This window comes from Streptomyces sp. NPDC056224 (genome assembly GCF_042267665.1).
Lineage (GTDB): Bacteria > Actinomycetota > Actinomycetes > Streptomycetales > Streptomycetaceae > Streptomyces.
This window is the reverse complement of sequence record NZ_JBHJTK010000001.1, coordinates 193,872-217,592: the sequence shown is the minus strand read 5'-3', so window position 1 is coordinate 217,592 and position 23,721 is coordinate 193,872. Positions and strand designations below refer to the sequence as shown.

The following is a 23,721-nucleotide window of genomic DNA, read 5'->3' as shown; positions in this document are numbered from 1 at the left end:
ACCGCTCCGGACGCCGCGGATCCGTACTGCGCCGGGGTGTACGACCTCACCCACTGGTGACGGCGGCGGCCGGGGGCGCCGCGCCGTCTCACATCGCGCGCTCGCGGCCCTCCCAGTACGGGTCGCGCAGGCGGCGCTTGTACAGCTTGCCGTTCGGGTCGCGCGGCATCGCCTCGATGAAGTCGACCGTCCTGGGGCGCTTGTAGCCGGCGAGCTGCCGCTCGCAGTGGCGCAGGATCTCCGCGGCCAGCAGCTCGCCCGCCTCGAAGCCCTCCGCCGGTTCGATGACCGCCTTGACCTCCTCGCCCCAGTCGGCGTGCGGGATGCCGAAGGCGGCTGCGTCGGCGACCGCGGGGTGGGTGAGCAGGGCCGACTCGATCTCGGCGGGGTAGATGTTGACCCCACCCGAGATGATCATGTCGATCTTGCGGTCGCGGAGGAAGAGGTAGCCCTCCTCGTCCAGCAGACCGAGGTCTCCGACGGTGAAGAAGTCGCCGATGCGGTTCTTCCTCGTCTTGCCCTCGTCCTTGTGGTAGCTGAAGCCGCCGGTGTTCATCTTCAGGTAGACGGTGCCCAGTTCCCCGGCGGGAAGCCGGTTGCCGTCGTCGTCGAAGACGGCGAGTTCGCTGATCGGCCAGGCCTTGCCGACGGTTCCCGGCTTCTTCAGCCAGTCCTCGGCGGTGGCGAAGGCCCCGCCGCCCTCGCTCGCGGCGTAGTACTCCTCCACGCACCGGCCCCACCACTCGATCATCGCCCGCTTGACGTGGTCCGGGCAGGGCGCGGCGCCGTGGATGGCGTGGCGCATCGAGGAGACGTCGTACGCGTCCTTCGTCTCCTGCGGGAGCGCGAGCAGCCGGTGGAACTGGGTCGGGACCATGTGGGTGTGCGTGCAGGCGTGGTGGTCGATCAGCCGCAGCATCTCCTGCGGGGTCCACTTGTCCATCAGGACCAGCGGGTGGCCGATGTGCAGGGCGGCGCCCGCGAACTGGAGGACGGCCGTGTGGTAGAGCGGCGAGCAGACCAGGTGGACGTTGCCGTCGAAGGGCCGGATGCCGAAGATGCCGAGGAACCCGCCGAGGTACGTCTCCTCCGGGAGCTTGCCGGGCAGTGGCCGGCGGATCCCGCGGGGGCGGCCGGTGGTGCCGGAGGTGTAGTTCATGACCCAGCCGAGGGTGCGCTCCTCGGGGGGCGTCCCGGGCCGTCCTTCGAGGAGGTCCCCGTACGGCCGGAAGCCCGGGACCGCTCCGACGGCGTACCGGTGGCTCACGGGCAGGGCCGCCTCGTCGGCCGCCGCGGTGGCGGCGCCGGCGAAGCGCTCGTGGGCGATGAGGACCTTGGCGCCCGAGTCGGAGACGATCCAGGCGATCTCGGGGCCGACGAGGTGGTGGTTGACGGGGACGAGGTAGAAGCCGGCCTGGGAGGCGGCGAGGTAGGCGGTGATGAACTCGACGCCGTTGGGGAGGACGACGGCGAAGACGTCGCCCTTCTCCAGACCGGCGGCGCGCAGGCCGTGGACGAGGCGGTTGACGTCGGCGTGCAGGCGTCCGGCGGTCCACTCCTCGCCGTCGGGGGTGACGAGGACGGTGCGCCGGGGGTCTGCGGCGGCCTGCGCCCAGAAGCCGTTGGGTCGGTCGGTCATGGCGGTCGCGTTCCTCTCTCAGGTCCGTCCGGCGATGCGGTTGATGCGGTCGATGGCGCGCTCGAAGCCGCGGGTGAGGTCGTCGAAGACGGCCTGGACGCTGCGTTCGGTGTTCATCCGGCCGACGATCTGGCCGACCGGGGTGCCGAGCAGTGGCTGGACCTCGTACTTCTGGATCCGGGAGACGGCCTCGGCGACGAGCAGGCCCTGCAGGGGCATGGGGAGCGCGCCGGGGCCGTCCGGGTCGTCCCAGGCGTCGGTCCACTCGGTGCGCAGCTGGCGGGCCGGCTTGCCGGTGAGGGCGCGGGAGCGGACGGTGTCGCCGGAGCCGGCGGCGAGCAGTTTCCGGGTGAGGGCGCGGGAGTGGAGGTCGGCCTCGGTGGTGGTGAGCCAGATGGAGCCGAGCCAGGCGCCCTGGGCGCCGAGGGCGAGTCCGGCGGCGATCTGCTCGCCGCTGCCGATGCCCCCGGCGGCGAGGACGGGGAGCGGGGCGACGGCCTCGGTGATCTCGGGGACGAGGACCATGGTGGCGATGTCGCCGGTGTGGCCGCCGGCCTCGTAGCCCTGGGCGACGACGACGTCGATGCCGGCCTCGGCGTGGCGGCGGGCGTGTTTGGCGCTGCCGGCGAGGGCTGCGACCAGGACGCCGTGGTCATGGGCGCGCGAGATGACGTCGGCGGGTGGGGAACCGAGGGCGTTCGCGAGGAGTTTGATGGGGTAGTCGAAGGCGACGTCGAGCTGGCTCCGGGCGACCTGCTCCATCCAGCCGGTGATCCGCCAGCCGGAGGCCTCGCCCTCGGCCAGCTCGGGCACGTGGTGCTTGGCGAGGGTGTCGCGGACGAAGGCGCGGTGACCGGCCGGGATCATCGCCTCGATGTCGGCTTCGCTGATGCCGTCGACGGCCTTCTTGGCGGGCATGACGACGTCGAGGCCGTACGGCTTGCCGTCGGTGTGCGCCTGCATCCAGTCGAGGTCGCGCACCAGGTCGTCGGGCGCGGTGTAGCGGACCGCACCGAGTACGCCGAATCCGCCCGCCCGGGTGATGGCGGCGGCGACCGCCGGGAAGGGCGTGAAGCCGAAGATGGCGTGTTCGACTCCCAGTTTCCTGCTCAGCTCCGTCTCCATGGGCGGCAGGATGCCGCAGCCCGGCATCCGAGGGAAGAGGTTTTCTGATGCAGTGTCAGATTCTTTGCGGGCCGGTCGGTGCGGACGGTGCCCGACGGGCGGGCAGATACCCACTAGCGTGCGGCGCGGGCAGGTCGCCTGCGGCGCGGCCGGCGGCGCCGCCAGGACGATCGCGGCCCCGCAGGCGCGGGAGGCGCGGTCCGGGGCGGAGCCCCGGGAAACGCGATGCGGGCTGACTCGGACAGGAGGGCCGGACATGGGTGGTACGGGGGCCGACGGAGCGACGGGTGGAGAAGGGGTGGCCGCCGGCGGACACGGGCACGGCTTGAGCCGACGGCGGCTCGGGGCACGGCTGCTCGCCCTCGGCGGGGTGCTCGTCCTGCACGCCGCGCTCCCCGGCGGGTCCGCCGGGGCGGCGGGCGGCGCGGCCGAGCGGCGCGCGCTCCAGGGGCTGCGGCTGCGGTACGGATCCGCGCGCCAGGCCGGGCTGCTGGACAAACACCTGGAGGCGGTGGCGGAGGAGGCGCGGCGGTTCCTCGGCCCCTCCCCCGAACACCCCTACTACGCGGGGGCGGTGGTCCTCGCCGGCCGGGGCCGCACCATCGCGCTGCACCGCGCCATGGGCGACGCCGTGCGGTACGCGGACTACGACGGGCGGACGGACCGGGTCCGGGAGTTCCCGGCGGCCGAGCGGATCGCGATGGCCGAGGACACCGTCTTCGACCTGGCCTCGCTGACGAAGCTGTTCACCTCCATCCTGGCCGTGCAGCAGATGGAGCGGGGCCGGCTGGAGCTGGAGGCGCCGGTGCACCGGTACCTGCCCGCCTTCACCGGTGGCGGCAAGGAGCTGATCACGGTCCGTCAGCTGCTCACGCACACCTCGGGGCTGCGCTCCTGGGCGCCCTTCTACCAGGAGTCCACACGCGAGGGCCGGCTGAGGCTGCTGTGGTCGGTGCGCCCGCAGGAGACTCCCGGGACCGTCTACCGGTACTCCGACCTGAACCTGATCACCCTCCAGCTGCTCCTGGAAGAGATCACCGGTCGCACTCTGGACGTCCTGCTCCACGACGAGATCACCGCTCCGCTCGGGATGCACCGCACCCGGTACAACCCGCCGCGGGCATGGCGCCGGGTCATCGCCGCCACCGAGGTGCAGCGCCCGCCCTGGTCCGGGCTGGACCGCGGGCTGGTGTGGGGCGAGGTCCACGACGAGAACGCGTACGCGCTCGGCGGAGTCGCGGGCCACGCCGGGGTCTTCGGTACCGCCTGGGACCTGGCCGTCCTCTCCCGCGCCCTCCTCGACGGCGGCGTCTACGCGGGCCGGCGCATCCTGCGCCCCGCCTCCGTCGAGCTGCTCTTCACCGACTACAACACCGCTTTCCCCGGCGACGACCACGGTCTCGGCTTCGAGCTCTACCAGCACTGGTACATGGGCGCCATGGCCACCCCGCACTCCGCCGGCCACACCGGCTTCACCGGCACCTCCCTGGTCCTCGATCCCTCCACCGACTCCTTCCTGATCCTGCTCGGCAACTCCGTCCACCCCGTGCGCACCTGGCGGGCCGGCAGCGCACCCCGGGTCGCCGTCGGCAACCGCTTCGCCCGCGCCGTCCCGGTCCGCACGAAGCACGGCGGCCCGGCCTGGTTCTCCGGGACCACCCCGGGAGCCTCGGGCACCCTGAACCTGCCGCCGCTCACTCCGGCGACGTCCGCAGCCCGGCTCCGCTGCGCGGTGTGGTGGGACACCGTGCCCGGCGAGGGCGCCTTCCACCTGGAGGCCTCGGCGGACGGCGAGCACTGGGAGCCGCTGCCGTTCACCACGGTGCGGTCCACCGGCGGCGCCGCCGAGTCGTGGCCCCGGGGCTCCGTGGGCGGCTGGTCGGGGCGCATCTGGCACCGCCTGGAGGCCCCCCTCACCGCCGCCTGGTCGGGCCGCGAGGTGCGGCTTCGCTTCCGCCACACCGCGACCGGCCGCTACGTCGGGCGCGGGGTGTACGTGGACGTCGTACGCGTGGCGGAACCGGCCCGCCTCCTCTTCGCGGAGGACCGCCCCGCCGACGCCGCCCGCGTCGTGGCCATCGGCTGGACCCGCTCGGCCGACTAGCCCCCGTCCGGTACCGCGCGTACCGGTGACGGCCGACCGTGCGCGGAGTGTCCGGTTGACCGCTCCGGACGGAAGCTGCTGGCCTGGTCGTACGCGCGCCAGGCCCGCTGGCCCGCCCGCAGGCGAGATCCGGGGAGAAGCACGCATGAGCCAGGACGACCGGCCGGCCCCGGATCCGCAGTCGGCGAACACGGGCGCGCAGGTGCAGGCCTCCGCCCGCGGCTGGCACACCGTTCAGCTGGCCGTCTTCGGGTTCATCGGCATCTGCGGTGTCCTCAAGAGCGGGGGCAGCTCGCCGGCACCCAAGGGCATCGAGGAAGTGGCGGGGGTACTGGTCCTGGTGGCGCTGGCCGTGGCCTGCTGGGCGACGTATCTGGTCGCCCGCGTCGCCTGGCCCGTTCCCGGGTCGGCGGCGGACGCCGGCGCGGCGCCGGAGGGGAAGACCGGGGTGGACCGCGCCGCCCGGCGGCTGCGCTGGGGGCTCATGCTGACGTTCCTCGCCGTCGTGCTGGTGGCGACGGCTGCCGCCTCCTCCTGGTGGCCCACTCCCCCCGCGGCCCAGGAACAGTTCGTGCAGGTCGAGACGTTGGCGGGCACGGTCTGCGGGACCCTGGCCTCCGGCGGTGAAGGCAGTGTCCGCCTGCAGACCCAGGGGCAGAGCGTCGACGTTCCGCTCAGCCGGATCGCGAGCCTGAACCCCGCGTCCGCCTGCCCGTAGCCGGAGCACAGGACGCGTGCGGAGCGTCACCGTCCGAGCACGGCGGGCCCCGGAACGGCTGTTCCGGGGCCCGCGCGCGATCCGGACGTGGAGTGCCGCGAACGTGGAGTACATCGGCCGGGGAGCCGCGGCCGGGGAGCAGCGGCCGGGATCACGGCGACCGGTCTACTTGGCGGGGCCCACGTCCTCCGGCCAGCCGTAGCCCGTACGCGGGGACCTGGCCACGGCGCCCACCGACGCGAGGTCACGGTCGGCGGCCCGCATCAGCTGGCCCGCCAGGTCGCGCATCGCCCGGCTCGCCGCCAGCTCGTCGCCGATCGCGGGGATGTCCACGTCCTCGGGGTTGCACCGCGCCGTGCCGCGGCCGACCATCATCGTCTTGCCGTTCTCGAGAACCGCACGGGCTTTGGTCGTGCCGGCCTCCTCGATCAGGTAGACGCCCACTTTCCACTCTTCGGCGTGTGTCATCCTGTGCCTCCTCCCGACCCGGCCCGGCCGCGTCCCTCCGCTCCGGGCGGGCTGATTCCAGGATCCCTCCGAGCGACCGGATCCGGCCATCCCGGGCCCCTCAGCGCTCGGCGGGCACCGAGGCCGAGGCGTCCCGCTGCTGCGGGAGCAACGAGGAGCCCCAGGGCTGGACCGAGACCGTCCGCGTGGGGGCGGGGATCGCGATGCCCTCCGCCCGGAACCGCTCGTGCAGGCGTTTGATGAACTCGTGCTTGATCCGGTACTGGTCGCTGAACTCGCCCACGCCCAGGATCACGGTGAAGTTGATCCTGGAATCGGCGAACGTGTGGAAGCGGACCGCGCCCTCGTGGTCGGCGACCCCGCCGGAGACGTCGGCCATCACGCTGTCGACGACGTCGAGGGTGACCCGCTCGACGTGCTCCAGGTCGCTGTCGTAGCCGACACCCGCCTGGACGAGGAGCGACAACTTCTGTTCCGGCTGGGTGAAGTTGGTCATGTTCGTCCGCGCGAGACGGCCGTTGGGAATGATCACCAGGTTGTTCGACAGGTTGCGCACCACGGTGTTGCGCCAGTTGATGTCGACGACGTAACCCTCCTCGCCGCTGCTGAGCCGGATGTAGTCACCGGGCTGCACCGTCTTCGAAGCGAGGATGTGCACTCCCGCGAAGAGGTTGGCCAGGGTGTCCTGCAGTGCCAGGGCGACCGCGAGACCACCCACCCCGAGGGCCGTGAGCAGCGGCGCGATGGACACGCCCACGGTTTCGAGTGCGACGAGTACGCCCATGGTCAGCACGACCACGCGCGTGATGTTGACGAAGATGCTGGCCGATCCGGCCACGCCCGTACGGGCCTGCGCCAGGGACTGCACGAGCCCCGCGACGACCCTGGCCGCCGTGACCGTGGCGATCAGGATGAGCAGGGCGGTCAGCGACTGGTTCACGAGCCCCGTGACCCGCGTGGTGAGCGGCAGCGCCGAGGCCGCCGCGGCGGCGCCCCCGATGACGGCCGCCCAGGGAACCAGGGTGCGCAGCGCGTCGACGATGACGTCGTCCCCGGTCCAGGCCGTCCTGCTCGCGTGCTTGCCCAGCCACCGCAGGACAGCGCGCAGCAGCAGCCCGGCGGCGAGACCCGCGGCCATCGCGATGGCGGCCACCAGCCAGTCGTGCAGGACGAGATCCCGGCTCACAGGCCCGCCTCCGGAGCGAAGGGCGGTGCCCACCGGCGTATGTGTTGTGTCGTCACTTTGTCACCTGTCAGATCGTGCTGTGCGGAGCCCCGTTCGGGCGTGTGTACGCACACGAATCGGGCTGCCATCCTGCCCCATGGACAGCGGGGCACCGCAGGTGGGCCGCTGTGACCTCGGGTGACACGGGCGGGATCCGGCCGCGCCACGGCGGCGCTCGGACCCGGCCCGCCGTCGGGCCGCCCTACCGGCGGGGGCAGGTCACGTGGGTCCGGCCTGGTGGCGGACCAGGCAGAAGGGGTGGCCCGCCGGGTCCGCGTAGACGCGCCAGCCGCGGCCGGCGGGACCCCGGTCGAGCAGCGTCGCGCCATGCGCGAGCACCTGCTCCTGCGCGCGGTCGAGGTCCGGGACGCCGAAGTCCAGGTGGAACTGCTGCGGCCGGGCCGGGTCCGGCCAGCTCGGCGGCCGGTGGTCCGGCGCTCGCTGGAAGGCGAGGACCGGGCCGGCCGGCGTGTGGAGCGTCGCCCAGTCCGCGTCCACCGACCACCGCCGGTCCGGCTGGTCGACGGCCCCGCCCAGCACCGACCGGTAGAACTCGGCCAGCCGCTGCGGATCGGGGCAGTCCAGGACCACGCACTGCAATTCAGCGATCATGGCTGGATCCTAGGGAGTCGCGGGCGCGGCGTCGATCATCGCCTACGACGCTTCGCGCTCGCCGTCCACGCGGCATAACGCCGTGCCCGTCGGCGTTGGAATTCGTTGTTGGCGTTGTTGACCGTTCAACACGAAGGCAGGCAGAGCTCTATGACCACCGAGATCGACTGGGACCACCCGACCGACCCGAGGCCCGGAAGCTGGCAGCTCGACCACGTCAAGCAGTACGTGGCCTCGAACGGGGCCGAGGGCCAGTTCTGGAGGGGGACCCAGACCCTGCTGCTCACCACGGTGGGCAGGGTCTCCGGCAATCCCGTGCGGACGCCCCTCATCTACGGTGAGGCCGACGGCCGCTACCTCGTCGTCGCCTCGAAGGGCGGCGACCCGGCGCACCCCCTCTGGTACCGGAACCTGACCGAGCACCCCGAGGTCCGTGTCCAGGTCGGCCCGCGGACCGTCCAGGGCACGGCCCGCACCGCGACCCCCGAGGAGCGCACCGCCTACTGGCCGCTGATGGTCGGACACTGGCCCGCGTACGACGAGTACCAGGAAAAGACGGACCGCGAGATCCCGATCGTGGTCATCGAGCCGGCCGGCTAGAGCGCGCCCCTCGAAAGCCGGTGGTGACCACTGATGTGACGCGGGACCGGATCGAGCCGCTGGTGCCGGCCGGTCCGGTCCGTGGCACCGCGGTCATTTCACGGCAGGAATGCGTAGAACGGGCCGTCGGGCGCGAAGTTGCGAGAACACAGCGTCACGTCCCTCCCCTTGAGGTAGGCCGTCAACCACTCGCTGAACGTCATCTCGTACAGGGTCCAGGCCGGACTGTCGAACTCCTGGACCACGACGCGCCAGGGTGACGAGGGGCCGTCGGGAACGCGGAGGAACACCGCCTCGCCCGTCGTGGCCGACGCCACCGGTATCAGTTCCCCGGGGTTCGCCCCCACCGGACTCGGCAGGAACTCCACCATGTCCTCGTCACGCCAGAGTTCGAGATCCCCCCTGATGTCTTCTCCCAGACTGTGCAGGAGATGGCCGGCGGGGTGCTTCAGGTACAACTGCCTGTTGATCTCGATCGAACCGTAGGCGTCCACGATCTCACGGAAGTCCGCAGGGAATTCGACACCGAGTTCCCGCTCCAGTTCGGTCCACGGGGCCGGATCCGACCAGTTGAACCGGGGTTCGCCCAACAGGGCTGTGATCTCTGGGAGCTTTGCCACCACTAGGTCCTTCTTGCACGTCGGGCGGGTGCCCGTCCTGGAGTTGACCGCAGTACCGCAGTACAGGAGACAGTCTCCTCGACCCCCCGGGCCCTGTCAGGCGGGTACGCCCACGGGCGGCAGCTGGCTGGTGCAGTACCGGCACTTGGTCGCCGCCTCGGGGATGTCATCGGCCAAACACGCCGGGCAGGTCTTCACCGGTCCCGGGTCGCCGAAGGCGGTGACACCGCGGCGGGCCTGGGTGTGCTTGTACGGCACGACGATCACGAAGTACACGACCAGCATGAAGATGAGGAAGTAGATCAGCGCCGAGATGAACTGCCCGATGTCGAGGTACGTCGCGTCGTTCCCCTCCTTCCCGAGTTGCCAGCCCAGTCCGGCGGGGTCGTGGGTGGCCGGCGGGAGAGAGCCCTCCTGTTGCGCGGCGGCCGACGGCTCCGGTTGCCGACTGCGGCTCCGGCGGGAGGTCAGAGCCCCAGCGCCGCCATCGCCGCGTTGTGGCCCGGGACCCCGCTGACGCCACCGCCGCGCACCGCCCCCGCACCGCACAGCAGTACGTTGCGGTGGGCGGTCTCCACGCCCCACCGCCCGGCCTCGCCGTACGGCCAGGACAGGTCCCGGTGGAAGATGTGGCCGCCGGGCAGGCGCAGGTCGCGTTCCAGATCCAGCGGGGTCTTCGCCTCGATGCACGGGCGGCCGTCCGCGTCGAAGGCGAGGCAGTCGGTGAGCGGTTCGGCCAGGTGCGCGTCGAGCTGCGCGAGGGTGGCCGTCAGCAGTACCTCGCGCGCCTGCCGGTTGTCGTGCCCGAACAGCCGGGCCGGAGTGTGCAGGCCGAAGAGGGTGAGCGTCTGGTAACCCTGCTCCACCAGCTCCGGCCCGAGGATCGTCGGGTCGGTCAGCGAGTGGCAGTAGATCTCCGAGGGCGGTACGGAGGGCAGCTCCCCGGCCGCGGCTTCCGCATAGGCCCTGGCGAGCTGCTCGTAGCCCTCGGCGATGTGGAAGGTGCCGCCGAAGGCCTCGCGGGGGTCGACGGCGGTGTCCCGCAGCCGGGGCAGCCGCCGGAGCAGCATGTTGACCTTGAGCTGGGCGCCTTCGGGAGCCGGCTCGGCCGGCCGGGCCGGTGCCTCGCCGAGGAGTTCCGCCAGTGCCTGTGGTGAGGCGTTGACCAGCACCGTCCGCCCGACGACCCGCCCTTCGCCGACCGCCGTACGGAACACCACCTCGGCCGGCGCGATGCCGTCCGTGTCGATCCGCAGCACCTCGTGCCCGGTGGCGATCTCCGCCCCGGCCGCCCGCGCGGCCCCGGCCAGGGCGTCCGTGAGCGCGCCCATGCCCCCGACGGGCACGTCCCAGTCGCCGGTCCCGCCTCCGATGACGTGGTAGAGGAAGCAGCGGTTCTGTGCGAGCGAGAGGTCGTGCGCGTCCGCGAAGGTACCGATCAGCCCGTCGGTGAGGACCACGCCCCGTACCAGGTCGTCCGCGAAGTGCCGCTCCACCGCCTGTCCCAGGGGCTCCTCGAACAGCATCCGCCAGGCCGCTTCGTCGTCGATCCGGGAGCGCAGCGCCTCGCGGGTGGGCAGCGGCTCGGTCAGCGTCGGGAAGACCTTCTCCGCGAGCCGGCCCGTGGTGCCGTAGAAGGCGCGCCAGCTCTCGTACTCCCTGTCCGAGCCGGTCAGCCGCGCGAAGGACTCCCTGGTGCGCGCCTCGCCGCCGCCGACGAGCAGCCCGCCGGGACGCCCGTCGCGCAGGGCGGGCGTGTACGAGGAGACCGTGCGCTTGCGGACCGCGAAGCGCAGCCCCAGATCGCGCACGATCTTCGCGGGGAGCAGGGAGACGAGGTACGAGTAGCGCGAGAGGCGGGCGTCGACGCCGACGAAGGGGCGGCTGGAGATGGCGGCACCGCCGGTGTGCCCGAGCCGTTCCAGGACCAGCACGGACCGGCCCGCCCGGGCCAGGTACGCGGCGGCCACCAGGCCGTTGTGCCCGCCGCCCACGATCACATCGTCGTAGACGTCGTGTCCGAATCCGCTGGAGCCCCGCATGGCTGTCATGGCTCTTGGTAGCACACCTGGCCGAGCCGCTCCAGACAGTACGCCTCGTCGGCGTGGGCCAGGGCGGTGTCGGGATGCTCGTCGCCCAGGGAGCGCTCGCGGATGCCGGAGAGGTCGCGGTAGATGGGCAGCGCCTCGTCCCAGCGGCCCAGCCGGCCGAGACCGACGGCCAGTTCGCGGCGGCTGACCAGGGTGTCCGGGTGTTCGGCGCCGAGCGCCCCGGCCCGGGCGGCGCCCACCTGCCGCGCCTCGGCCACCGCCTCCTCCCAGCGGTCCAGGCGGCCCAGGTTGACACCGAGGACGTGCCGGGCCCGGAGCGTCTCCGGGTCGGCGGCCCCGTACGCGCGGGTCCGGTCGCGGACCAGGGCCCGGAACAGGTCGAGGGCCTGGGCGGCGTTCCCGGTGCGGCCGAGCGCGATGCCCACCTCGTAGCGCGCGGCGAGGGTGTCGGGGTGGTCGCGGCCGAGCACCCGCTCCCGTACGGCGGCGACCTCGCGGAAGCCGGCCAGGGCCTCCTGCCAGCGGTCCAGGCGGCCGAGGGCGTACGCCGCCTCGTAGCGCGTCAGCAGGGTGTCCGGGTGCTCTGCGCCCAGCACGGCCGCCCGGTCGGCGGCGGCCTCGGCGGCGGTGGCGTGGGCCTGCGCGAACCGGCCGAGCGCTCCCAGGGCGCAGGCCAGGTTGTGGCGGCAGCGCAGGGTGTCGGGGTGGCGCGGGCCCATGGTGCGCTCGCGGGCGGTGAGCACCGCGCGGTAGACGCCGTACGCCTCCTCGTGGCGTCCGAGCCGGCCCAGTTCGTACGCGGTCTCCTGGCGCGCCGCGAGGGTGTCGGCATGATCCGGGCCGAGGACCCGCGCCCGCCCGTCGGCCACGGCTTCGTACGCGGCGAGCGCCTCCTCGGGCCGGCCGGCCCGGCTGAGGGCGAAGGCGCGCGTGTGCCCGGCGGCGAGGGCGTCGGGGCCGCTCTGGCGCGGGCCGGGTACCCGCGGGGTCCCGTACGGGGCGGTGAGCCGCGGGTCCTCGGCGGGCACGGGACGGACGATCCGCCGCAGGCCGCCGACCGGCTGCTCGCCGCTGGGGCGCGCCGTCCAGGAACCGGTGAGCACGGCCCACGCGCCGCTCGCGGGACGCGCCTCGGTCCCCGCCTTGCGTCCGGCGGTCATCCCGCGGGCCCATGCCGGGAGCGGGGCCTGGGCGCCGGGCAGCCCGCCCGGGCCGAGGCGTGCCTCGACGAGCCGCCGGTGCAGGTGGCGGGCGTCGCCGGGCCGGTCCTCGGGGCGCTTGGCGAGGAGGTCCAGGACGGCCTGCTCGAAGTACTCCGGCAGTTCGGGCCGGTGCTCGCGGGGCGGGACGGGTGCGTTGTCGCGATGGCCGACGAGCACGGACCAGGAGTCGCCGAGGTCGAAGGGCGGAGCGCCGGTGGCGATTTCGTACAGGACGCAGCCGAGGGAGTACAGGTCGCTGCGGTGGTCGAGCTCGCCGCCGGCGATCTGCTCGGGCGACATGTAGTGCGGGGTGCCCATGGCCATGCCGCCGCCGGTGAGCTTGGCGGTGAAGCCGATGTCGTGGGCGAGGCGGGCGATGCCGAAGTCGCAGATCTTCACCGTGCCGTCGGTGAGCCGCATGATGTTGGCCGGCTTCAGGTCGCGGTGGACGACGCCCTGGTCGTGGGTGTAGCCGAGGGCGGCGGCCATCTGCTCGGCGATGTCGACGACCACGTCCACCGGGAGCGGGCGGGTCTCGTTGTCCTCCAGGAGCTGGCTGAGGTTGCGGCCTTCGAGGAGCTCCATGACGAGGTAGAGGGGGCCGCCCGCGGCGCTGTCGTCGCCGAAGTCGTGGACGACGGTGACGCCCCGGTGCTGGAGCGACGCTGCGACGCGCGCCTCGCGGCGGAACCGCTCGCGCAGCACCTGGGTGAAGTGGTTGTCCTGCTCCGGTCCGAGCGGTTTGAGGCATTTCACGGCGACGTGCCGGCCCAGCGACTCGTCCCGGGCGCGCCATACCTCGCCCATGCCGCCGCGGCCGATCAGATCGAGGGACCGGTACCGGCCCTGGATCAGTCTGGACTCCGCCATGTCTTGAAGTCGCCCCCGTTGTCGTGCCACGCCCTCCCTGGCCCGTCCAGTATGGCCGCTGATGTACGCAGTGTGTACGGCGAGGGGCGACTCCCGGGGCCCATGCGGCGCATCGCTTTCAAGATGTGACCTGGGGGCAGCTGCCAGCGCAGACCTGCGGGAATGCTGCGCAGCACGCGCCCGGTGAGGCGCAGGCGCCGGGTGACCGCGGGTGGGGCGGGTGCGGGCCGCCCGTACAGGCGGTGCGCCCACGCGGGGAGGGAGCCGTAGGCGAGGCCGGCGAGCGGGCGCCACAGCAGGTTTCGGCCAGCGACGAGGAGCGGGTGGACGGGTGGCGCGCGCAGGAAGTCGTCCACCGCGTGGGCGTCGGGGCCGGCGGCGAGCTCGGGGCGGATCTCCTCGAAGTACGCGGCCAGCTGCGCGGTGTCGGCGGGGACCGCGGCCGGGTCGAGTCCCACGAGGCGGGCGTTCACACGGTTCTCGTCGACGTAGCGGTCGGCCTGGGCGGGGGTGAGGGGGACGCCCGAGCGGCGCAGGACGTGCAGGAAGCTGTCGATCTGCGCGCAGTGGATCCACAGCAGCAGTGCGGGGTCGTCGACGGGGAAACGGTCGCCGGTGTCCGGGTCGGTGGCGGACAGCGACCGGTGGATCCTGCGTACGCGGGCGCCGGCCCGCTCGGCGGCCTCGGAAGTGCCGTAGGTGACCGTCCCGACGAAGTCGGCGGTGCGCAGCAGCCGCCCCCAGGCGTCCTTGCGGCCGCTCGCGCCACCGAGAGCGGTGGAGTTCTCCATGACCCCGCGGACGGCTCGCGGGTGCAGGGCTTGGAGGTAGAGGGCGCGGACGCCGGCGATCCACATCACCGGATCGCCGTGGCACTGCCAGGTGACGGACGCCGGCCCGTACAGTCCCGGGTCGGGGACGGCCGTGGTGTTTCCCATCCCCGTACCTCCCTGTCGCGGACGCCCGGCGGCTCCAGCGTACGAGGCGGCCGACGCGGCGGCCAGCGGCCGGCGGCTGTCGGCCGTTTCCGGCGGTTTCCGGCGGTTTCCGGCGCAGCGTGCAACGCCTCGCCCTCGGTGGGCGGATCGGCCGAACGGCCCTGCCCCGGCCGGCGCCGGTGCGCTCGGCCGTCCGCGGGGCGACGGTGTCGATGCCGAGGACGAGGCCGATGCCGATGCCGACGACGCCGTGCGGGCCGCCGATGCGGACGACCGAGGTGATCCGGCCGGTGACCCCGGCACCACGGCGGCCGGGGCCGGGCGGTTCCTGCCGTGGCGGGGCCCTGGGCATGGGGGATACGGGTCCGCCCCGCGGCCCGTTCGAGGTCCGGACGACGGCCGCGCCGGACCGGCTGGAACTCGGTGTGGTGGGCCGACCCGGGACGGAGACCCCCACCTGCGAGGGGTCACGTCCCTTCGTCACGCCCCTTCCTCACCTCCGGCCACGGCCCGACCGGACCGGCCGAGCGCGTGCGGCCGCTGCACGGTGGGTTCGCGGCCGGCCGGGACGGGCCGCGGCACCGGCGGCCGGCGGTCCGGCCGCCGGTACTCGCCGGCCTGATCGCCGGCCTGATCGCCGAGTCGGTCGAAGCCGTCGCGGCCGGCCCGCCCGCCCACTGCGACGCCGGCTCCTTCCGTCAGCGGCGGACGCGGGGCATGCCGAGGCCGATCCACGAGATGATCTCGCGCTGGATCTCGTTGTTGCCGCCGCCGAAAGTGAAGATGACGGCGCTGCGGTAGCCGCGTTCGAGCTCGCCGTGCAGGACCGCTCCGGCGGAGCCGTCCTTGAGGGAGCTGGCCGCTCCGACGACTTCCATGAGCCAGGCGTACGCGTCCCGGCGCGCCTCGGAGCCGTAGACCTTGACCGCGGAGGCGTCCTGGGGGGTGAGGGTGCCGGACTGGACGGCGTTCACCATCTGCCAGTTGAGCAGCTTCATCGCGTCGAGGCGGGCGTGGGTGCGGGCGAGGCGGCCGCGGACCCAGGAGAGGTCGATCACCCGGCGGCCGTCCGCGAGCTTCGTCGCGGCGGCCCAGCGCTGGACGTCGTGCAGGGCCCGGATGGCCATGGTGCCGTGGGCGGCGAGGGTGACGCGCTCGTGGTTGAGCTGATTGGTGATCAGGCGCCAGCCCTTGTTCTCCTGGCCGACGCGGCGGGTGGCGGGGACGCGGATGTTCTCGTAGTAGCTGGCGGTGGTGTCGTGCGAGGCCAGCGTGTTGATGAGGGTGCAGGAGTAGCCGGGGTCGGACGTCGGCACGAGGAGCATGGTGATGCCCTTGTGCGCGGGGGCGTCCGGTTCGGTGCGGACGGCCAGCCAGACCCAGTCGGCGGTGTCGCCGTTGGTGGTCCAGATCTTCTGTCCGTTGACGACGTAGGTGCCGGTCTCCTCGTCACCCTCGCGCACGGCCCTGCACTTGAGCGCGGCGAGGTCGGTACCCGCGTCGGGCTCGCTGTAGCCGATGGCGAAGTCGATCTCGCCGGCGAGGATCCTGGGGAGGAAGTACGCCTTCTGCTCGTCGGTGCCGAACTGCATGAGGGTCGGCCCGACGGTGTTGAGCGCCATCAACGGCAGGGGGACGACGGCCTGCGCGGCCTCGTCGAAGAAGATGAACTGGTCCATCGGGGACATCCCGCGTCCGCCGTACTCCTTCGGCCAGCCGACCCCGAGCCAGCCGTCGGCGCCGAGCCGCCGGATGGTCTCCCGGTAGAACCGCTTCTGCGCGGCCGGGTCCTCGTAGCGGGCGTAGCCGTCCTCTGGGATCAGCCGGGCGAAGTAGGCACGCAGCTCGGCGCGCAACTGCTGCTGCTCAGGCGTGTATTCGAGGTGCACGGCCCCTCCGGGATTCTCGCGGTCCAGCCCGTCGCTGTGGTGGCGCAGGGCAGAGTAGAACCTGTTTCAGGAATCCGGAAGGGCCACGCCCCCGTCAGGCGTACAGGAAGACGGCGTCGAACCAGACCTGATCGCGCGCCGCGTCGAGGAAGTACCGGCCCTCCACGTGGTCGGCCGACGACGGGGCGGCGTTGATCTCCGCGTCGTGGTCCGGGCTGCTCTGCCAGACGGCGCCCGCCGGGACGAACTTCCGCAGCGGGGCGGGGATTTGCGGCAGGCCGCCGACGGAGAAGGGGACCTGCCGGGGGCGGCGTACCGCCTCCGCCGCCTTGCCCTGCGGCAGACGGGCCAGGCCGACGACGCGGATCCGGGAATCCGGTCCCGGGATCGAGCGGTCGTCGTAGGCGCCCTTGTTGATGGCGTAGCCGAGCCAGTGCGCGTCGGACATCTCGCCGAGGGAGGCGAACCTGGCGCGCAGCGGCTCGGTGTCGGTGCGGACGCGCTCCGGATCCGGCGGCGGGCCTTCGGGCCACAGGGCGTACCCGCCGGCCGCAGCCCCGGTCAGCAGCAGCGCGGAGCCGCCGAACAGCCCGAGGAGCCGGCGCCGGTCGGTGTGGCCTCGCCGCGCTTCCATGGTCCCCCCCGGGTGCCCGTCAGTTCAGGGCGCTGATCATAGCCTCGGCCGTCGCCGCCATCGCCGTGCGGGCGGCGGCCAGATAGGGCCTGGGGTCCGCCGCGGTGAGGTGGGTGCGGATGGCGCCGGTCATCGCCACATTGAGCGCGGTGCCGATGTTGACCTTGCGGATGCCGCCCGCGACGGCCGCCGCGAGTTCGGTGTCCGGCAGCCCGGAGGAGCCGTGCAGGACGAGCGGCACGTCCACCGTCTTGGCCAGCCGGGCCAGCAGCGCGTGGTCCAGGGCGGCGGTCCGGCTGGTCATGGCGTGGCTGCTGCCGATGGCGACGGCCAGCGCGTCGACCCCGGAGTCGACGACGAACCGGTGCGCCTCGTCCGGGTCGGTACGGGCGCCGGGCGCGTGCGGATCCAGCGGGGCCGCGCCGTTCTTGCCGCCGACCTCGCCCAGCTCGGCTTCGATCCACAGCCCGTTGGCGTGCGCCCAGTCCGCGGCGGAACGGGTCGCCTCCAGGTTCTCGGCGTACGGGAGGTGCGCGGCGTCGTACATCACCGAGCCGAATCCCGCGTCGACGGCCTGGCGCAGCAGCTCGGAGCTCTTGACGTGGTCGAGGTGCAGGCCGACCGGGACCCCCGCGGCCTCGGCGCAGGCGGCGGCCGCACGGGCGATCGGCAGCAGTTGTCCGCCGCGGAACCTCACGGCGTTCTCGCTCAGCTGGAGGATGACCGGCGTTCCGGCCGCCTCGGCCCCGGCGACGACCGCTTCGGCGTGCTCCAGGGTGATGATGTTGAAGGCGGCGACGGCCCGGCCCGCGCCGGCCGCCTCCCGGACGAGCGTGCCCGCGGGGACGAGGCTCATCGGACCGCCTCCTCTCCGGAGGCGAGGATCACCGAGCGGGTGAGGTGGCGGGGCGCGTCCGGATCCAGCTGCCGGTGGGCGGCGACGGCGAGGGCCAGGCGGTGCACCCGGACCAGCTCGGCGAGCGGGTCGAGCCGCCCGGCCACCCACTGGGCGCCGGTGCCGCGCACCTGGTCGGCGAGCCCGTCGGGGGCCTCGTCGAGGGACCAGGTGAGGGTGCCGGGGCCGGAGACGCTGATGGGCCCGTGCCGGTACTCCATCGCCGGATAGGACTCGGCCCAGGACAGGGAGGCCTCGCGCATCTTCAGCGCGGCCTCGTTCGCGAGGCCGATGCTCCAGCCGCGGCCGAGGAAGGTGAACTGGTCCCGGCTCTCCAGCCCGGCGGGCAGCGGCTCGGCGAGTGCCGTGCGCGCGTCGGCGACCGCGCTCGCGGCGTGCAGCCCGGTGTGGGCGCGCAGCAGGGTCAGGGCGGTGGTGGCGAAGCGGGTCTGGACGACGGACCGTTCGTCGGCGAAGTCGAGGACGACGAGCTCGTCGGCGAGGGTCATCACCGGGGTGGCCGGATCTCCGACGACGGCGGTCGTGGGCACGCCCGCGTCCCGCAGCCCGGCCAGCAGGTCCAGCACCTCGGTGGTGGTCCCGGACCGGGTGAGGGCGACGACCCGGTCGTAGCGGCGGTGGCGCGGGAACTCCGAGGCGGGGAAGGCGTCGGTCTCCCCCTGGCCCGCCTCCTCGCGCAGGACGGCGGCCGCCTGGGCCATGTAGTACGAGGTCCCGCACCCGACGATCGCGGTACGCTCCCCCGGCTGCGGCAGCACCCCCCGCCGGGCGGGGGCCAGTTCGGCGGCCCGCTCCCAGCATGCGGGCTGCGTGCCCAACTCGTGCGCGACGTGACTCATGCAGGCTCCCTCGTGCGACAGACGGGTCTGAATGCGTGTTCTTGCAAGGTAGCTGGCAGTTTCGCGCAACTTCAAGCATCCACGGGCGGATCACCTGAGTTAATGTCGGCGGGTAGGCCAATGGAGAACGAAGGGGGCGGCCGATGACCCGCAAGGAGCGCTGGCAGACGCTGCTGGATCTGCTGGTGGAGCGGGGCGAGCTGGAGGTGGAGCCGGCCGCCGAGATCCTCGGCGTGTCCGCCGCGACCGTCCGCCGCGACCTGGACCAGCTCGCCGAGCAGCAGCTGCTGGTCCGTACGCGCGGCGGGGCGGTGCTGCACGGGGTCAGTTACGAACTCCCCCTGCGCTACCGCACCTCGCGCCGGGCCGCCGAGAAGCGCCGCATCAGCGAGGCCGTGGCCGCCCTGATCGCCCCGGGCGAGGTCATCGGACTGACGGGCGGCACCACGACCACCGAGGTGGCGCGGGCCCTGGCCGCGCGCCCGGACCTGGCTTCCGGCTCCCCGGCGCTGACGGTGGTGACCAACGCCCTCAACATCGCGGGCGAGTTGGTGATCCGGCCGCAGTTCAAGATCGTGCTGACCGGCGGGGTGGCCCGCCCGCAGTCGTACGAGCTGACGGGCCCGCTCGCCGAGCAGGTGCTCGGGCAGCTCGCGGTGGACACGGCGGTGCTCGGCGTGGACGGCTTCGATCCGGCCGACGGCGCGGCGACCCGGCACGAGGACGAGGCCTCGGTGAACCGCCTGCTGTGCGAGCGGGCCCGCCGGGTGGTGATCGCGGCCGACTCCAGCAAGCTGGGCGTGCGCGCCTTCGCCCGCATCTGCGCGACCTCGGAGGTGGACGTCCTGGTGACGGACACCGGCCTGACGGCGGCGGTCGCGCAGGAGTTCGCGGCGGCGGGCGTGGAGGTCGTACGGGTATGAACGGCGCGACGAGCGGCGATCCCCTGCGCTTGACGGTCCTCGGCGGCGCGACGCCGTATCCGCTCGCGGACAACCCCTGTTCGGGCTATCTGGTGTCCGGCGGGGGCGCGCGGCTCTGGATGGACGCCGGCAGCGGGACGCTGGGGCCGCTCCAGCGGTACGTCGGGCTGGGCGAGCTGGACGCGGTCTGGATCTCACATCTGCACGCCGACCACAGCGCGGACCTCCTCACCGCGTACTACGGCCTGCTCTTCGCCGACGTCGAACGCGCGGCGCCGCTGCCGCTGTTCGGCCCGCCGGGCACCGCCGACCGGCTCGCCGGGTTCCTCACCAACGGCGCGGAGCGCAGTCCGGTCGAGTCCGCCTTCGCCGTGCACGAGCTGTCCGACGGGCACCGGGTGCGGGTGGGGGCGCTCACCCTCACCAGCCGGGCCGTGTCCCACGGCATGCCCGCCTTCGCCGTACGCGTCGAGGCCGGCGGCCACTCGTTGGTCTACTCCGGGGACACGGCGCCCTGCCCCGCGCTGACGGCCCTCGCCGAGGGGTGCGACGTACTGCTCTGCGAGGCCGGGAGCGCGCGGCGGCCGGCGCCGGACGAAGCCGAACACCTCCACCACACGCCGGAGGAGGCCGGGCGGACGGCGGCGGCCGCGCGCGCCGGACGGCTGGTCGTCACCCACGTGGATCGCGGCCTCGGCCCGGACGAGGCGGTGGCCCGCGCCTCTGCCCACTACGGCGGGCCCGTCGACCACGCCGCGCCCGGGACCGTGTTCCCGGTCGGCTGACCGGCCCGCTTCAGGACTCCGGCCCGGACCCGGTCAGCCGGGCCCCGGCGTCCAGGCCCCGGCGTCCAGGCCCCGGCTCCGGCGTTCAGTGCGCCGACAGCCGCTCCGATTCCCGGACCAGGGCGGCCAGGACGGGGGCGATCAGGGGGTGGGTCTCGCCGCCGCGGCGGGTGGCGGCGAAGACCCGGCGGGTGGCGGCCGGGCCGGCGACCGGCCGGACCTGGACCTCCTTGAGGTCCATGCCGTGCAGCGCCGAGCGCGGTACGAGGGCCACCCCGGCCCCCGCGCCCACCAGGGCCGTCACCGCCCGGAAGTCGTCGGAGGAATGGACGAACCGGGGCTGGAACCCGGCCAGTTCGCACGCCAGCAGCGTCACGTCGTGGCACGGGTTGCCGGGGTACTGGCCCACCCAGTCCGAGTCGGACAGGTCCGCCAGCGACACCGCGGGGAGGTCGGCGAGCGGGTGCCCCGAGGGCAGTACCGCGTCGAAGGGCTCCGCGTACAGCGGCAGGACCGACAGCCGGGCGTCGTCCGCACCCGGCCCGCCCCGGTATTCGACCGCCAGCGCGACGTCCGCCTCGCCGTCGAGGAGCTGCGGCAGGCTCTGGTCGCCCTCCGCGTCCCGCACCCGCAGCCGGATCCCGGGGTGGTCCCGCGCGAGCCGGGCGATGGCCGGGGCCAGTACCTCGGCGATGCCGGTGGCGAAGGCCGCCACCGTGACCTCGCCGGCCGAGCCGCCCGCGTACGCCGCGAGCTCGGCCTCCGCGCGCTCCAGCTGGGCCAGCACCTCGTGGGCGTGGCCGAGCAGGATCTCACCGGCCGCCGTGAGCCGTACGCCCCGGCCGCTGCGGGTGAGCAGCGCGTGGCCCGTCTCCTGTTCCAGCGCCGCGAGCTGCTGGGAGACGGCCGAGGGGGTGAGGTACAGGGCTGCGGCCGCGGCGGTCACCGTACGGTGGTCCGCCACGGCCCGCAGGATGCGCAGCCGGCGGGGGTCGATCACCCCGCCATTGTCTCAGGACGCAAAGGCGCCCCGGGCCCCTCAGGCCCCAGTGGTCGCGAGAGCCTCACGGGCGTCGACGAACGCCGCCACCGCGCGCTCCACGTCGGCCGTCGAGTGGGCCGCCGAGAGCTGCACGCGGATGCGCGCCGCGCCCATCGGCACCACCGGGTAGGAGAAGCCGATCACGTACACGCCGCGCTCCAGCAGCAGCTCCGCCATCCGGGCCGCCTCCGCCGCGTCGCCGATCATCACCGGGGCGATGGCGTGGTCGCCGGGCAGGATCTCAAAACCGGCCTCGGTCATCCTCGTGCGGAAGAGCTTGGTGTTGGCGGCGAGGTGCTCGCGCAGGTCGCCCGCCGACTCCAGCAGGTCCAGGACCTTGAGGGAGGCCGCCGCGATGACCGGGGCGAGGGAGTTGGAGAAGAGGTACGGGCGCGAGCGCTGGCGCAGCAGCTCGACGATCTCGGCGCGCGCCGCGACGTAGCCGCCGGAGGCGCCGCCGAGGGCCTTGCCCAGGGTGCCGGTGATGATGTCGACGCGGTCCATGACCCCGTGCAGTTCGGGAGTGCCGCGGCCACCGGGGCCGACGAAGCCGACGGCGTGCGAGTCGTCGACCATGACCATGGCGTCGTAGCGCTCGGCCAGGTCGCAGATCTCCGCGAGGGGGGCGACGTAGCCGTCCATCGAGAAGACGCCGTCGGTGACGATCAGCTTGCGGCGGGCGCCGCCCTCGGCGGCCTCCTTGAGCCGGGTCTCCAGCTCCGCCATGTCGCGGTTGGCGTAGCGGAAGCGGCGGGCCTTGGAGAGGCGGATGCCGTCGATGATCGAGGCGTGGTTGAGGGCGTCGGAGATGACCGCGTCCTCGGCGCCGAGGAGGGTCTCGAAGACACCGCCGTTGGCGTCGAAGCACGAGGAGTAGAGGATCGTGTCCTCCTGGCCGAGGAAGGCCGACAGGCGCGCCTCCAGCTCCTTGTGCACCTCCTGGGTGCCGCAGATGAAGCGGACGGAGGCCATGCCGTAGCCCCAGCGGTCCAGCGCGTCCTTCGCCGCGGCGACGACCTCGGGGTGGTCGGCCAGCCCCAGGTAGTTGTTGGCGCAGAAGTTGAGCACCTCGCCGGGGGCGCCGCCCGCGGTGACGGCGACGGCGGCGTTCTGCGGGGTGCCGATGACGCGCTCGGGCTTGTGCAGGCCGGCGGCGCGGATCTCGTCGAGGGTGGCGCGCAGGTCCTCGCGGACGGACTCGAACATGGTGCGGTTCTCCTTGTGCGGTGTGCCGTCCGGTGGAGCGGAGGCAGACGGGAGGGGCCGGACCCCGCGGACGGCGGGGTCCCCCCGGACGGAGTCCGGGGAGAGGGCGTGCGGGGCCCGGCCGGAGGGAGATGGTCCAGGGAGCGGCGGGCGGCGGTTACGCCGTCCAGTCCAGGATGATCTTGCCGCTGCGGGCGGTCGAGGCCTCGTCGAACGCCGCCTCGAAGTCGCGGTGCGAGTAGCGGCCGGTGATGACCGGGCTGAGGTCGAGCCCGCCCTCCAGCAGCACCGTCATCGCGTACCAGGTCTCGAACATCTCGCGGCCGTAGATGCCCTTGATCGTGATCATCGAGGTGACGACCTTGGCCCAGTCCACCGGGAACTCCTGCGCGGGCAGGCCCAGCATCGCGATCCGGCCGCCGTGCGTCATGTTGTCGATCATGTCGCGCATCGCCTCGGCGCGGCCGGACATCTCCAGGCCGATGTCGAAGCCCTCGCGCAGACCGAGCTGCGCCTGCGCGTCGGCGATGGAGGACTCTGCGACGTTCACCGCGAGCGTGGCGCCGGCCTTGCGGGCGATCTCCAGCCGCTCGGGGCTGACGTCGGTGATGACCACGTTGCGGGCGCCCGCGTGCCGGGCCACGGCCGCCGCCATGATCCCGATCGGGCCGGCGCCGGTGATCAGTACGTCCTCGCCGACCAGCGGGAAGGACAGCGCGGTGTGCACGGCGTTGCCGAACGGGTCGAAGATCGCCGCGACGTCCAGGTCCACCGCGGTCCGGTGCACCCACACGTTCTGGGCGGGCAGGACCACGTACTCGGCGAAGGCGCCGTCGCGGCCGACCCCGAGCCCGATCGTGCTGCGGCACAGGTGGCGGCGCCCGGCCAGGCAGTTGCGGCACCTGCCGCACACCAGGTGGCCCTCGCCGCTGACCAGCGCGCCGATCTCGATGTCGCGGACGTCCGCGCCGAGGGCGGCGACCTCGCCGACGAACTCGTGGCCGAGGACCAGCGGGGTCTTGACCGCGCCCTGCGCCCAGCCGTCCCAGGCACGGATGTGCAGGTCGGTTCCGCAGATGCCGGTGCGCAGCACCTTGATCAGCACGTCGCCGGGGCCGTACTCGGGCTCGGGGACGTCCATGAGCCACAGCCCGGGCTCGGCCTTGTGCTTGACGAGTGCCTTCATGGGTGGCTCCAGGCATGCGGAAGGGGGCGCCACGAGCGCGGGGGCGCGGACGGCGTCGGTGAACGGAACCAATCTGCCGAGCGGCACGGTGATCAGTCCATCGAGACTTTCTTAAGCGGGCCGACAGCC

At 73.4% G+C, this 23,721-nt stretch carries 21 protein-coding genes and 1 pseudogene; 5 read left to right on the top strand and 17 right to left on the bottom strand.

Translation table 11 applies throughout. From position 1 onward, the window contains the following. Positions 1-88 precede the first annotated feature (88 nt). The gene (locus ACFCZ1_RS01005) at positions 89-1,639 is read right to left on the bottom strand and encodes an acyl-CoA synthetase (protein WP_376676185.1); all 1,551 of its coding nucleotides are present in this window, start codon (positions 1,637-1,639) and stop codon (positions 89-91) included. Between the two features lie 18 nt (positions 1,640-1,657). Beyond that, a complete protein-coding gene (locus ACFCZ1_RS01000) occupies positions 1,658-2,764 on the bottom strand; it encodes an NAD(P)H-dependent flavin oxidoreductase (protein ID WP_376676184.1) in 1,107 nt (368 codons plus the stop codon). 256 nt (positions 2,765-3,020) lie between these two features. Between ACFCZ1_RS01000 and ACFCZ1_RS00995 the strand changes: the two genes are divergently transcribed. Together ACFCZ1_RS00995 and ACFCZ1_RS00990 are read left to right on the top strand one after the other, a co-directional pair. Continuing rightward, the gene (locus ACFCZ1_RS00995; RefSeq protein ID WP_376676183.1) at positions 3,021-4,868 is read left to right on the top strand and encodes a serine hydrolase; all 1,848 of its coding nucleotides are present in this window, start codon (positions 3,021-3,023) and stop codon (positions 4,866-4,868) included. A 145-nt stretch (positions 4,869-5,013) separates the two neighbouring features. Then, positions 5,014-5,586: a hypothetical protein gene (locus ACFCZ1_RS00990; protein ID WP_376676182.1), complete on the top strand. Its 573-nt coding sequence runs from the start codon at positions 5,014-5,016 to the stop codon at positions 5,584-5,586. Between the two features lie 165 nt (positions 5,587-5,751). On the opposite strand, the gene ACFCZ1_RS00985 is transcribed toward ACFCZ1_RS00990, so the two are convergent. The 3 genes from ACFCZ1_RS00985 to ACFCZ1_RS00975 form a co-directional block, all read right to left on the bottom strand. Beyond that, positions 5,752-6,054, bottom strand: a complete 303-nt coding sequence (locus tag ACFCZ1_RS00985) for a DUF1876 domain-containing protein (RefSeq protein ID WP_376676181.1) — start codon at positions 6,052-6,054, stop codon at positions 5,752-5,754. A gap of 100 nt (positions 6,055-6,154) precedes the next feature. Next, on the bottom strand, positions 6,155-7,240 hold the full coding sequence (locus ACFCZ1_RS00980) for a mechanosensitive ion channel family protein (RefSeq protein ID WP_376676180.1): 1,086 nt from the start codon (positions 7,238-7,240) through the stop codon (positions 6,155-6,157). Positions 7,241-7,498: 258 nt separating this feature from the next. Beyond that, positions 7,499-7,891, bottom strand: coding sequence for a VOC family protein (locus tag ACFCZ1_RS00975; RefSeq protein WP_376676179.1), 393 nt, complete (start codon positions 7,889-7,891; stop codon positions 7,499-7,501). Between the two features lie 150 nt (positions 7,892-8,041). Here ACFCZ1_RS00975 and ACFCZ1_RS00970 point away from each other — a divergent pair, with 150 nt between their 5' ends. Then, on the top strand, positions 8,042-8,491 hold the full coding sequence (locus ACFCZ1_RS00970; protein WP_376676178.1) for a nitroreductase family deazaflavin-dependent oxidoreductase: 450 nt from the start codon (positions 8,042-8,044) through the stop codon (positions 8,489-8,491). A gap of 98 nt (positions 8,492-8,589) precedes the next feature. Here the strand turns inward: ACFCZ1_RS00970 and ACFCZ1_RS00965 are convergent, their stop codons facing one another. The 9 genes and pseudogenes from ACFCZ1_RS00965 to ACFCZ1_RS00925 all read right to left on the bottom strand — a co-directional run bounded on the left by ACFCZ1_RS00965 (position 8,590) and on the right by ACFCZ1_RS00925 (position 18,450). Further along, a complete protein-coding gene (locus tag ACFCZ1_RS00965) occupies positions 8,590-9,111 on the bottom strand; it encodes an SMI1/KNR4 family protein (RefSeq protein ID WP_376676177.1) in 522 nt (173 codons plus the stop codon). 96 nt (positions 9,112-9,207) lie between these two features. Further along, positions 9,208-9,489, bottom strand: a pseudogene (locus tag ACFCZ1_RS00960) (mechanosensitive ion channel protein MscL); the annotation flags it as partial. An 89-nt stretch (positions 9,490-9,578) separates the two neighbouring features. Beyond that, positions 9,579-11,162 (bottom strand): phytoene desaturase family protein, encoded by a 1,584-nt coding sequence (locus tag ACFCZ1_RS00955; RefSeq protein WP_376676176.1) that lies wholly within the window; start codon positions 11,160-11,162, stop codon positions 9,579-9,581. Next, a complete protein-coding gene (locus ACFCZ1_RS00950; RefSeq protein WP_376676175.1) occupies positions 11,159-13,234 on the bottom strand; it encodes a tetratricopeptide repeat protein in 2,076 nt (691 codons plus the stop codon). The genes ACFCZ1_RS00955 and ACFCZ1_RS00950 overlap by 4 nt, the downstream gene beginning before the upstream one ends. Continuing rightward, the gene (locus ACFCZ1_RS00945) at positions 13,216-14,172 is read right to left on the bottom strand and encodes an oxygenase MpaB family protein (protein ID WP_376676174.1); all 957 of its coding nucleotides are present in this window, start codon (positions 14,170-14,172) and stop codon (positions 13,216-13,218) included. The genes ACFCZ1_RS00950 and ACFCZ1_RS00945 overlap by 19 nt, the downstream gene beginning before the upstream one ends. A gap of 698 nt (positions 14,173-14,870) precedes the next feature. Then, positions 14,871-16,061 carry an acyl-CoA dehydrogenase family protein gene (locus tag ACFCZ1_RS00940; protein ID WP_376676173.1) on the bottom strand — a complete coding sequence of 397 codons (1,191 nt, stop codon included), beginning with the start codon at positions 16,059-16,061 and terminating at the stop codon, positions 14,871-14,873. A gap of 94 nt (positions 16,062-16,155) precedes the next feature. Next, a complete protein-coding gene (locus tag ACFCZ1_RS00935; RefSeq protein WP_376676172.1) occupies positions 16,156-16,695 on the bottom strand; it encodes a hypothetical protein in 540 nt (179 codons plus the stop codon). 19 nt (positions 16,696-16,714) lie between these two features. After that, positions 16,715-17,551 (bottom strand): ketose-bisphosphate aldolase, encoded by an 837-nt coding sequence (locus ACFCZ1_RS00930; RefSeq protein WP_376676171.1) that lies wholly within the window; start codon positions 17,549-17,551, stop codon positions 16,715-16,717. Further along, positions 17,548-18,450 (bottom strand): SIS domain-containing protein, encoded by a 903-nt coding sequence (locus ACFCZ1_RS00925; RefSeq protein ID WP_376676170.1) that lies wholly within the window; start codon positions 18,448-18,450, stop codon positions 17,548-17,550. Before ACFCZ1_RS00925 ends, ACFCZ1_RS00930 begins: the two co-directional genes overlap by 4 nt. Positions 18,451-18,593: 143 nt before the next feature. Here ACFCZ1_RS00925 and ACFCZ1_RS00920 point away from each other — a divergent pair, with 143 nt between their 5' ends. Beyond that, positions 18,594-19,373, top strand: a complete 780-nt coding sequence (locus tag ACFCZ1_RS00920; protein WP_376676169.1) for a DeoR/GlpR family DNA-binding transcription regulator — start codon at positions 18,594-18,596, stop codon at positions 19,371-19,373. Continuing rightward, a complete protein-coding gene (locus tag ACFCZ1_RS00915; protein ID WP_376676168.1) occupies positions 19,370-20,158 on the top strand; it encodes an MBL fold metallo-hydrolase in 789 nt (262 codons plus the stop codon). Before ACFCZ1_RS00920 ends, ACFCZ1_RS00915 begins: the two co-directional genes overlap by 4 nt. An 85-nt stretch (positions 20,159-20,243) precedes the next feature. Here ACFCZ1_RS00915 and ACFCZ1_RS00910 read toward each other — a convergent pair whose 3' ends face one another. The 3 genes from ACFCZ1_RS00910 to tdh form a co-directional block, all read right to left on the bottom strand. Next, positions 20,244-21,158 (bottom strand): LysR substrate-binding domain-containing protein, encoded by a 915-nt coding sequence (locus ACFCZ1_RS00910; RefSeq protein ID WP_376676167.1) that lies wholly within the window; start codon positions 21,156-21,158, stop codon positions 20,244-20,246. Positions 21,159-21,197: 39 nt separating this feature from the next. Continuing rightward, a complete protein-coding gene (locus tag ACFCZ1_RS00905; protein ID WP_376676166.1) occupies positions 21,198-22,406 on the bottom strand; it encodes a glycine C-acetyltransferase in 1,209 nt (402 codons plus the stop codon). 157 nt (positions 22,407-22,563) lie between these two features. Next, entirely contained in the window at positions 22,564-23,592 is a 1,029-nt protein-coding gene (gene tdh / locus ACFCZ1_RS00900; protein ID WP_376676165.1) for an L-threonine 3-dehydrogenase, read from the bottom strand. Positions 23,593-23,721: the final 129 nt, after the last annotated feature.

Bases quoted from the DNA above. Each gene is read 5' to 3' on its own strand.
- ACFCZ1_RS00925 (WP_376676170.1), bottom strand. From the start codon at position 18,450: ATGAGTCACGTCGCGCACGAGTTGGGCACGCAGCCCGCATGCTGGGAG.
- ACFCZ1_RS00930 (WP_376676171.1), bottom strand. From the start codon at position 17,551: ATGAGCCTCGTCCCCGCGGGCACGCTCGTCCGGGAGGCGGCCGGCGCG.
- ACFCZ1_RS00970 (WP_376676178.1), top strand. From the start codon at position 8,042: ATGACCACCGAGATCGACTGGGACCACCCGACCGACCCGAGGCCCGGA.
- ACFCZ1_RS00990 (WP_376676182.1), top strand. From the start codon at position 5,014: ATGAGCCAGGACGACCGGCCGGCCCCGGATCCGCAGTCGGCGAACACG.
- ACFCZ1_RS00985 (WP_376676181.1), bottom strand. From the start codon at position 6,054: ATGACACACGCCGAAGAGTGGAAAGTGGGCGTCTACCTGATCGAGGAG.
- ACFCZ1_RS00905 (WP_376676166.1), bottom strand. From the start codon at position 22,406: ATGTTCGAGTCCGTCCGCGAGGACCTGCGCGCCACCCTCGACGAGATC.
- ACFCZ1_RS00920 (WP_376676169.1), top strand. From the start codon at position 18,594: ATGACCCGCAAGGAGCGCTGGCAGACGCTGCTGGATCTGCTGGTGGAG.
- tdh (WP_376676165.1), bottom strand. From the start codon at position 23,592: ATGAAGGCACTCGTCAAGCACAAGGCCGAGCCCGGGCTGTGGCTCATG.
- ACFCZ1_RS00995 (WP_376676183.1), top strand. From the start codon at position 3,021: ATGGGTGGTACGGGGGCCGACGGAGCGACGGGTGGAGAAGGGGTGGCC.
- ACFCZ1_RS00915 (WP_376676168.1), top strand. From the start codon at position 19,370: ATGAACGGCGCGACGAGCGGCGATCCCCTGCGCTTGACGGTCCTCGGC.
- ACFCZ1_RS00975 (WP_376676179.1), bottom strand. From the start codon at position 7,891: ATGATCGCTGAATTGCAGTGCGTGGTCCTGGACTGCCCCGATCCGCAG.
- ACFCZ1_RS00935 (WP_376676172.1), bottom strand. From the start codon at position 16,695: ATGGAAGCGCGGCGAGGCCACACCGACCGGCGCCGGCTCCTCGGGCTG.
- ACFCZ1_RS01005 (WP_376676185.1), bottom strand. From the start codon at position 1,639: ATGACCGACCGACCCAACGGCTTCTGGGCGCAGGCCGCCGCAGACCCC.
- ACFCZ1_RS00950 (WP_376676175.1), bottom strand. From the start codon at position 13,234: ATGGCGGAGTCCAGACTGATCCAGGGCCGGTACCGGTCCCTCGATCTG.
- ACFCZ1_RS00945 (WP_376676174.1), bottom strand. From the start codon at position 14,172: ATGGGAAACACCACGGCCGTCCCCGACCCGGGACTGTACGGGCCGGCG.
- ACFCZ1_RS00955 (WP_376676176.1), bottom strand. From the start codon at position 11,162: ATGACAGCCATGCGGGGCTCCAGCGGATTCGGACACGACGTCTACGAC.
- ACFCZ1_RS01000 (WP_376676184.1), bottom strand. From the start codon at position 2,764: ATGGAGACGGAGCTGAGCAGGAAACTGGGAGTCGAACACGCCATCTTC.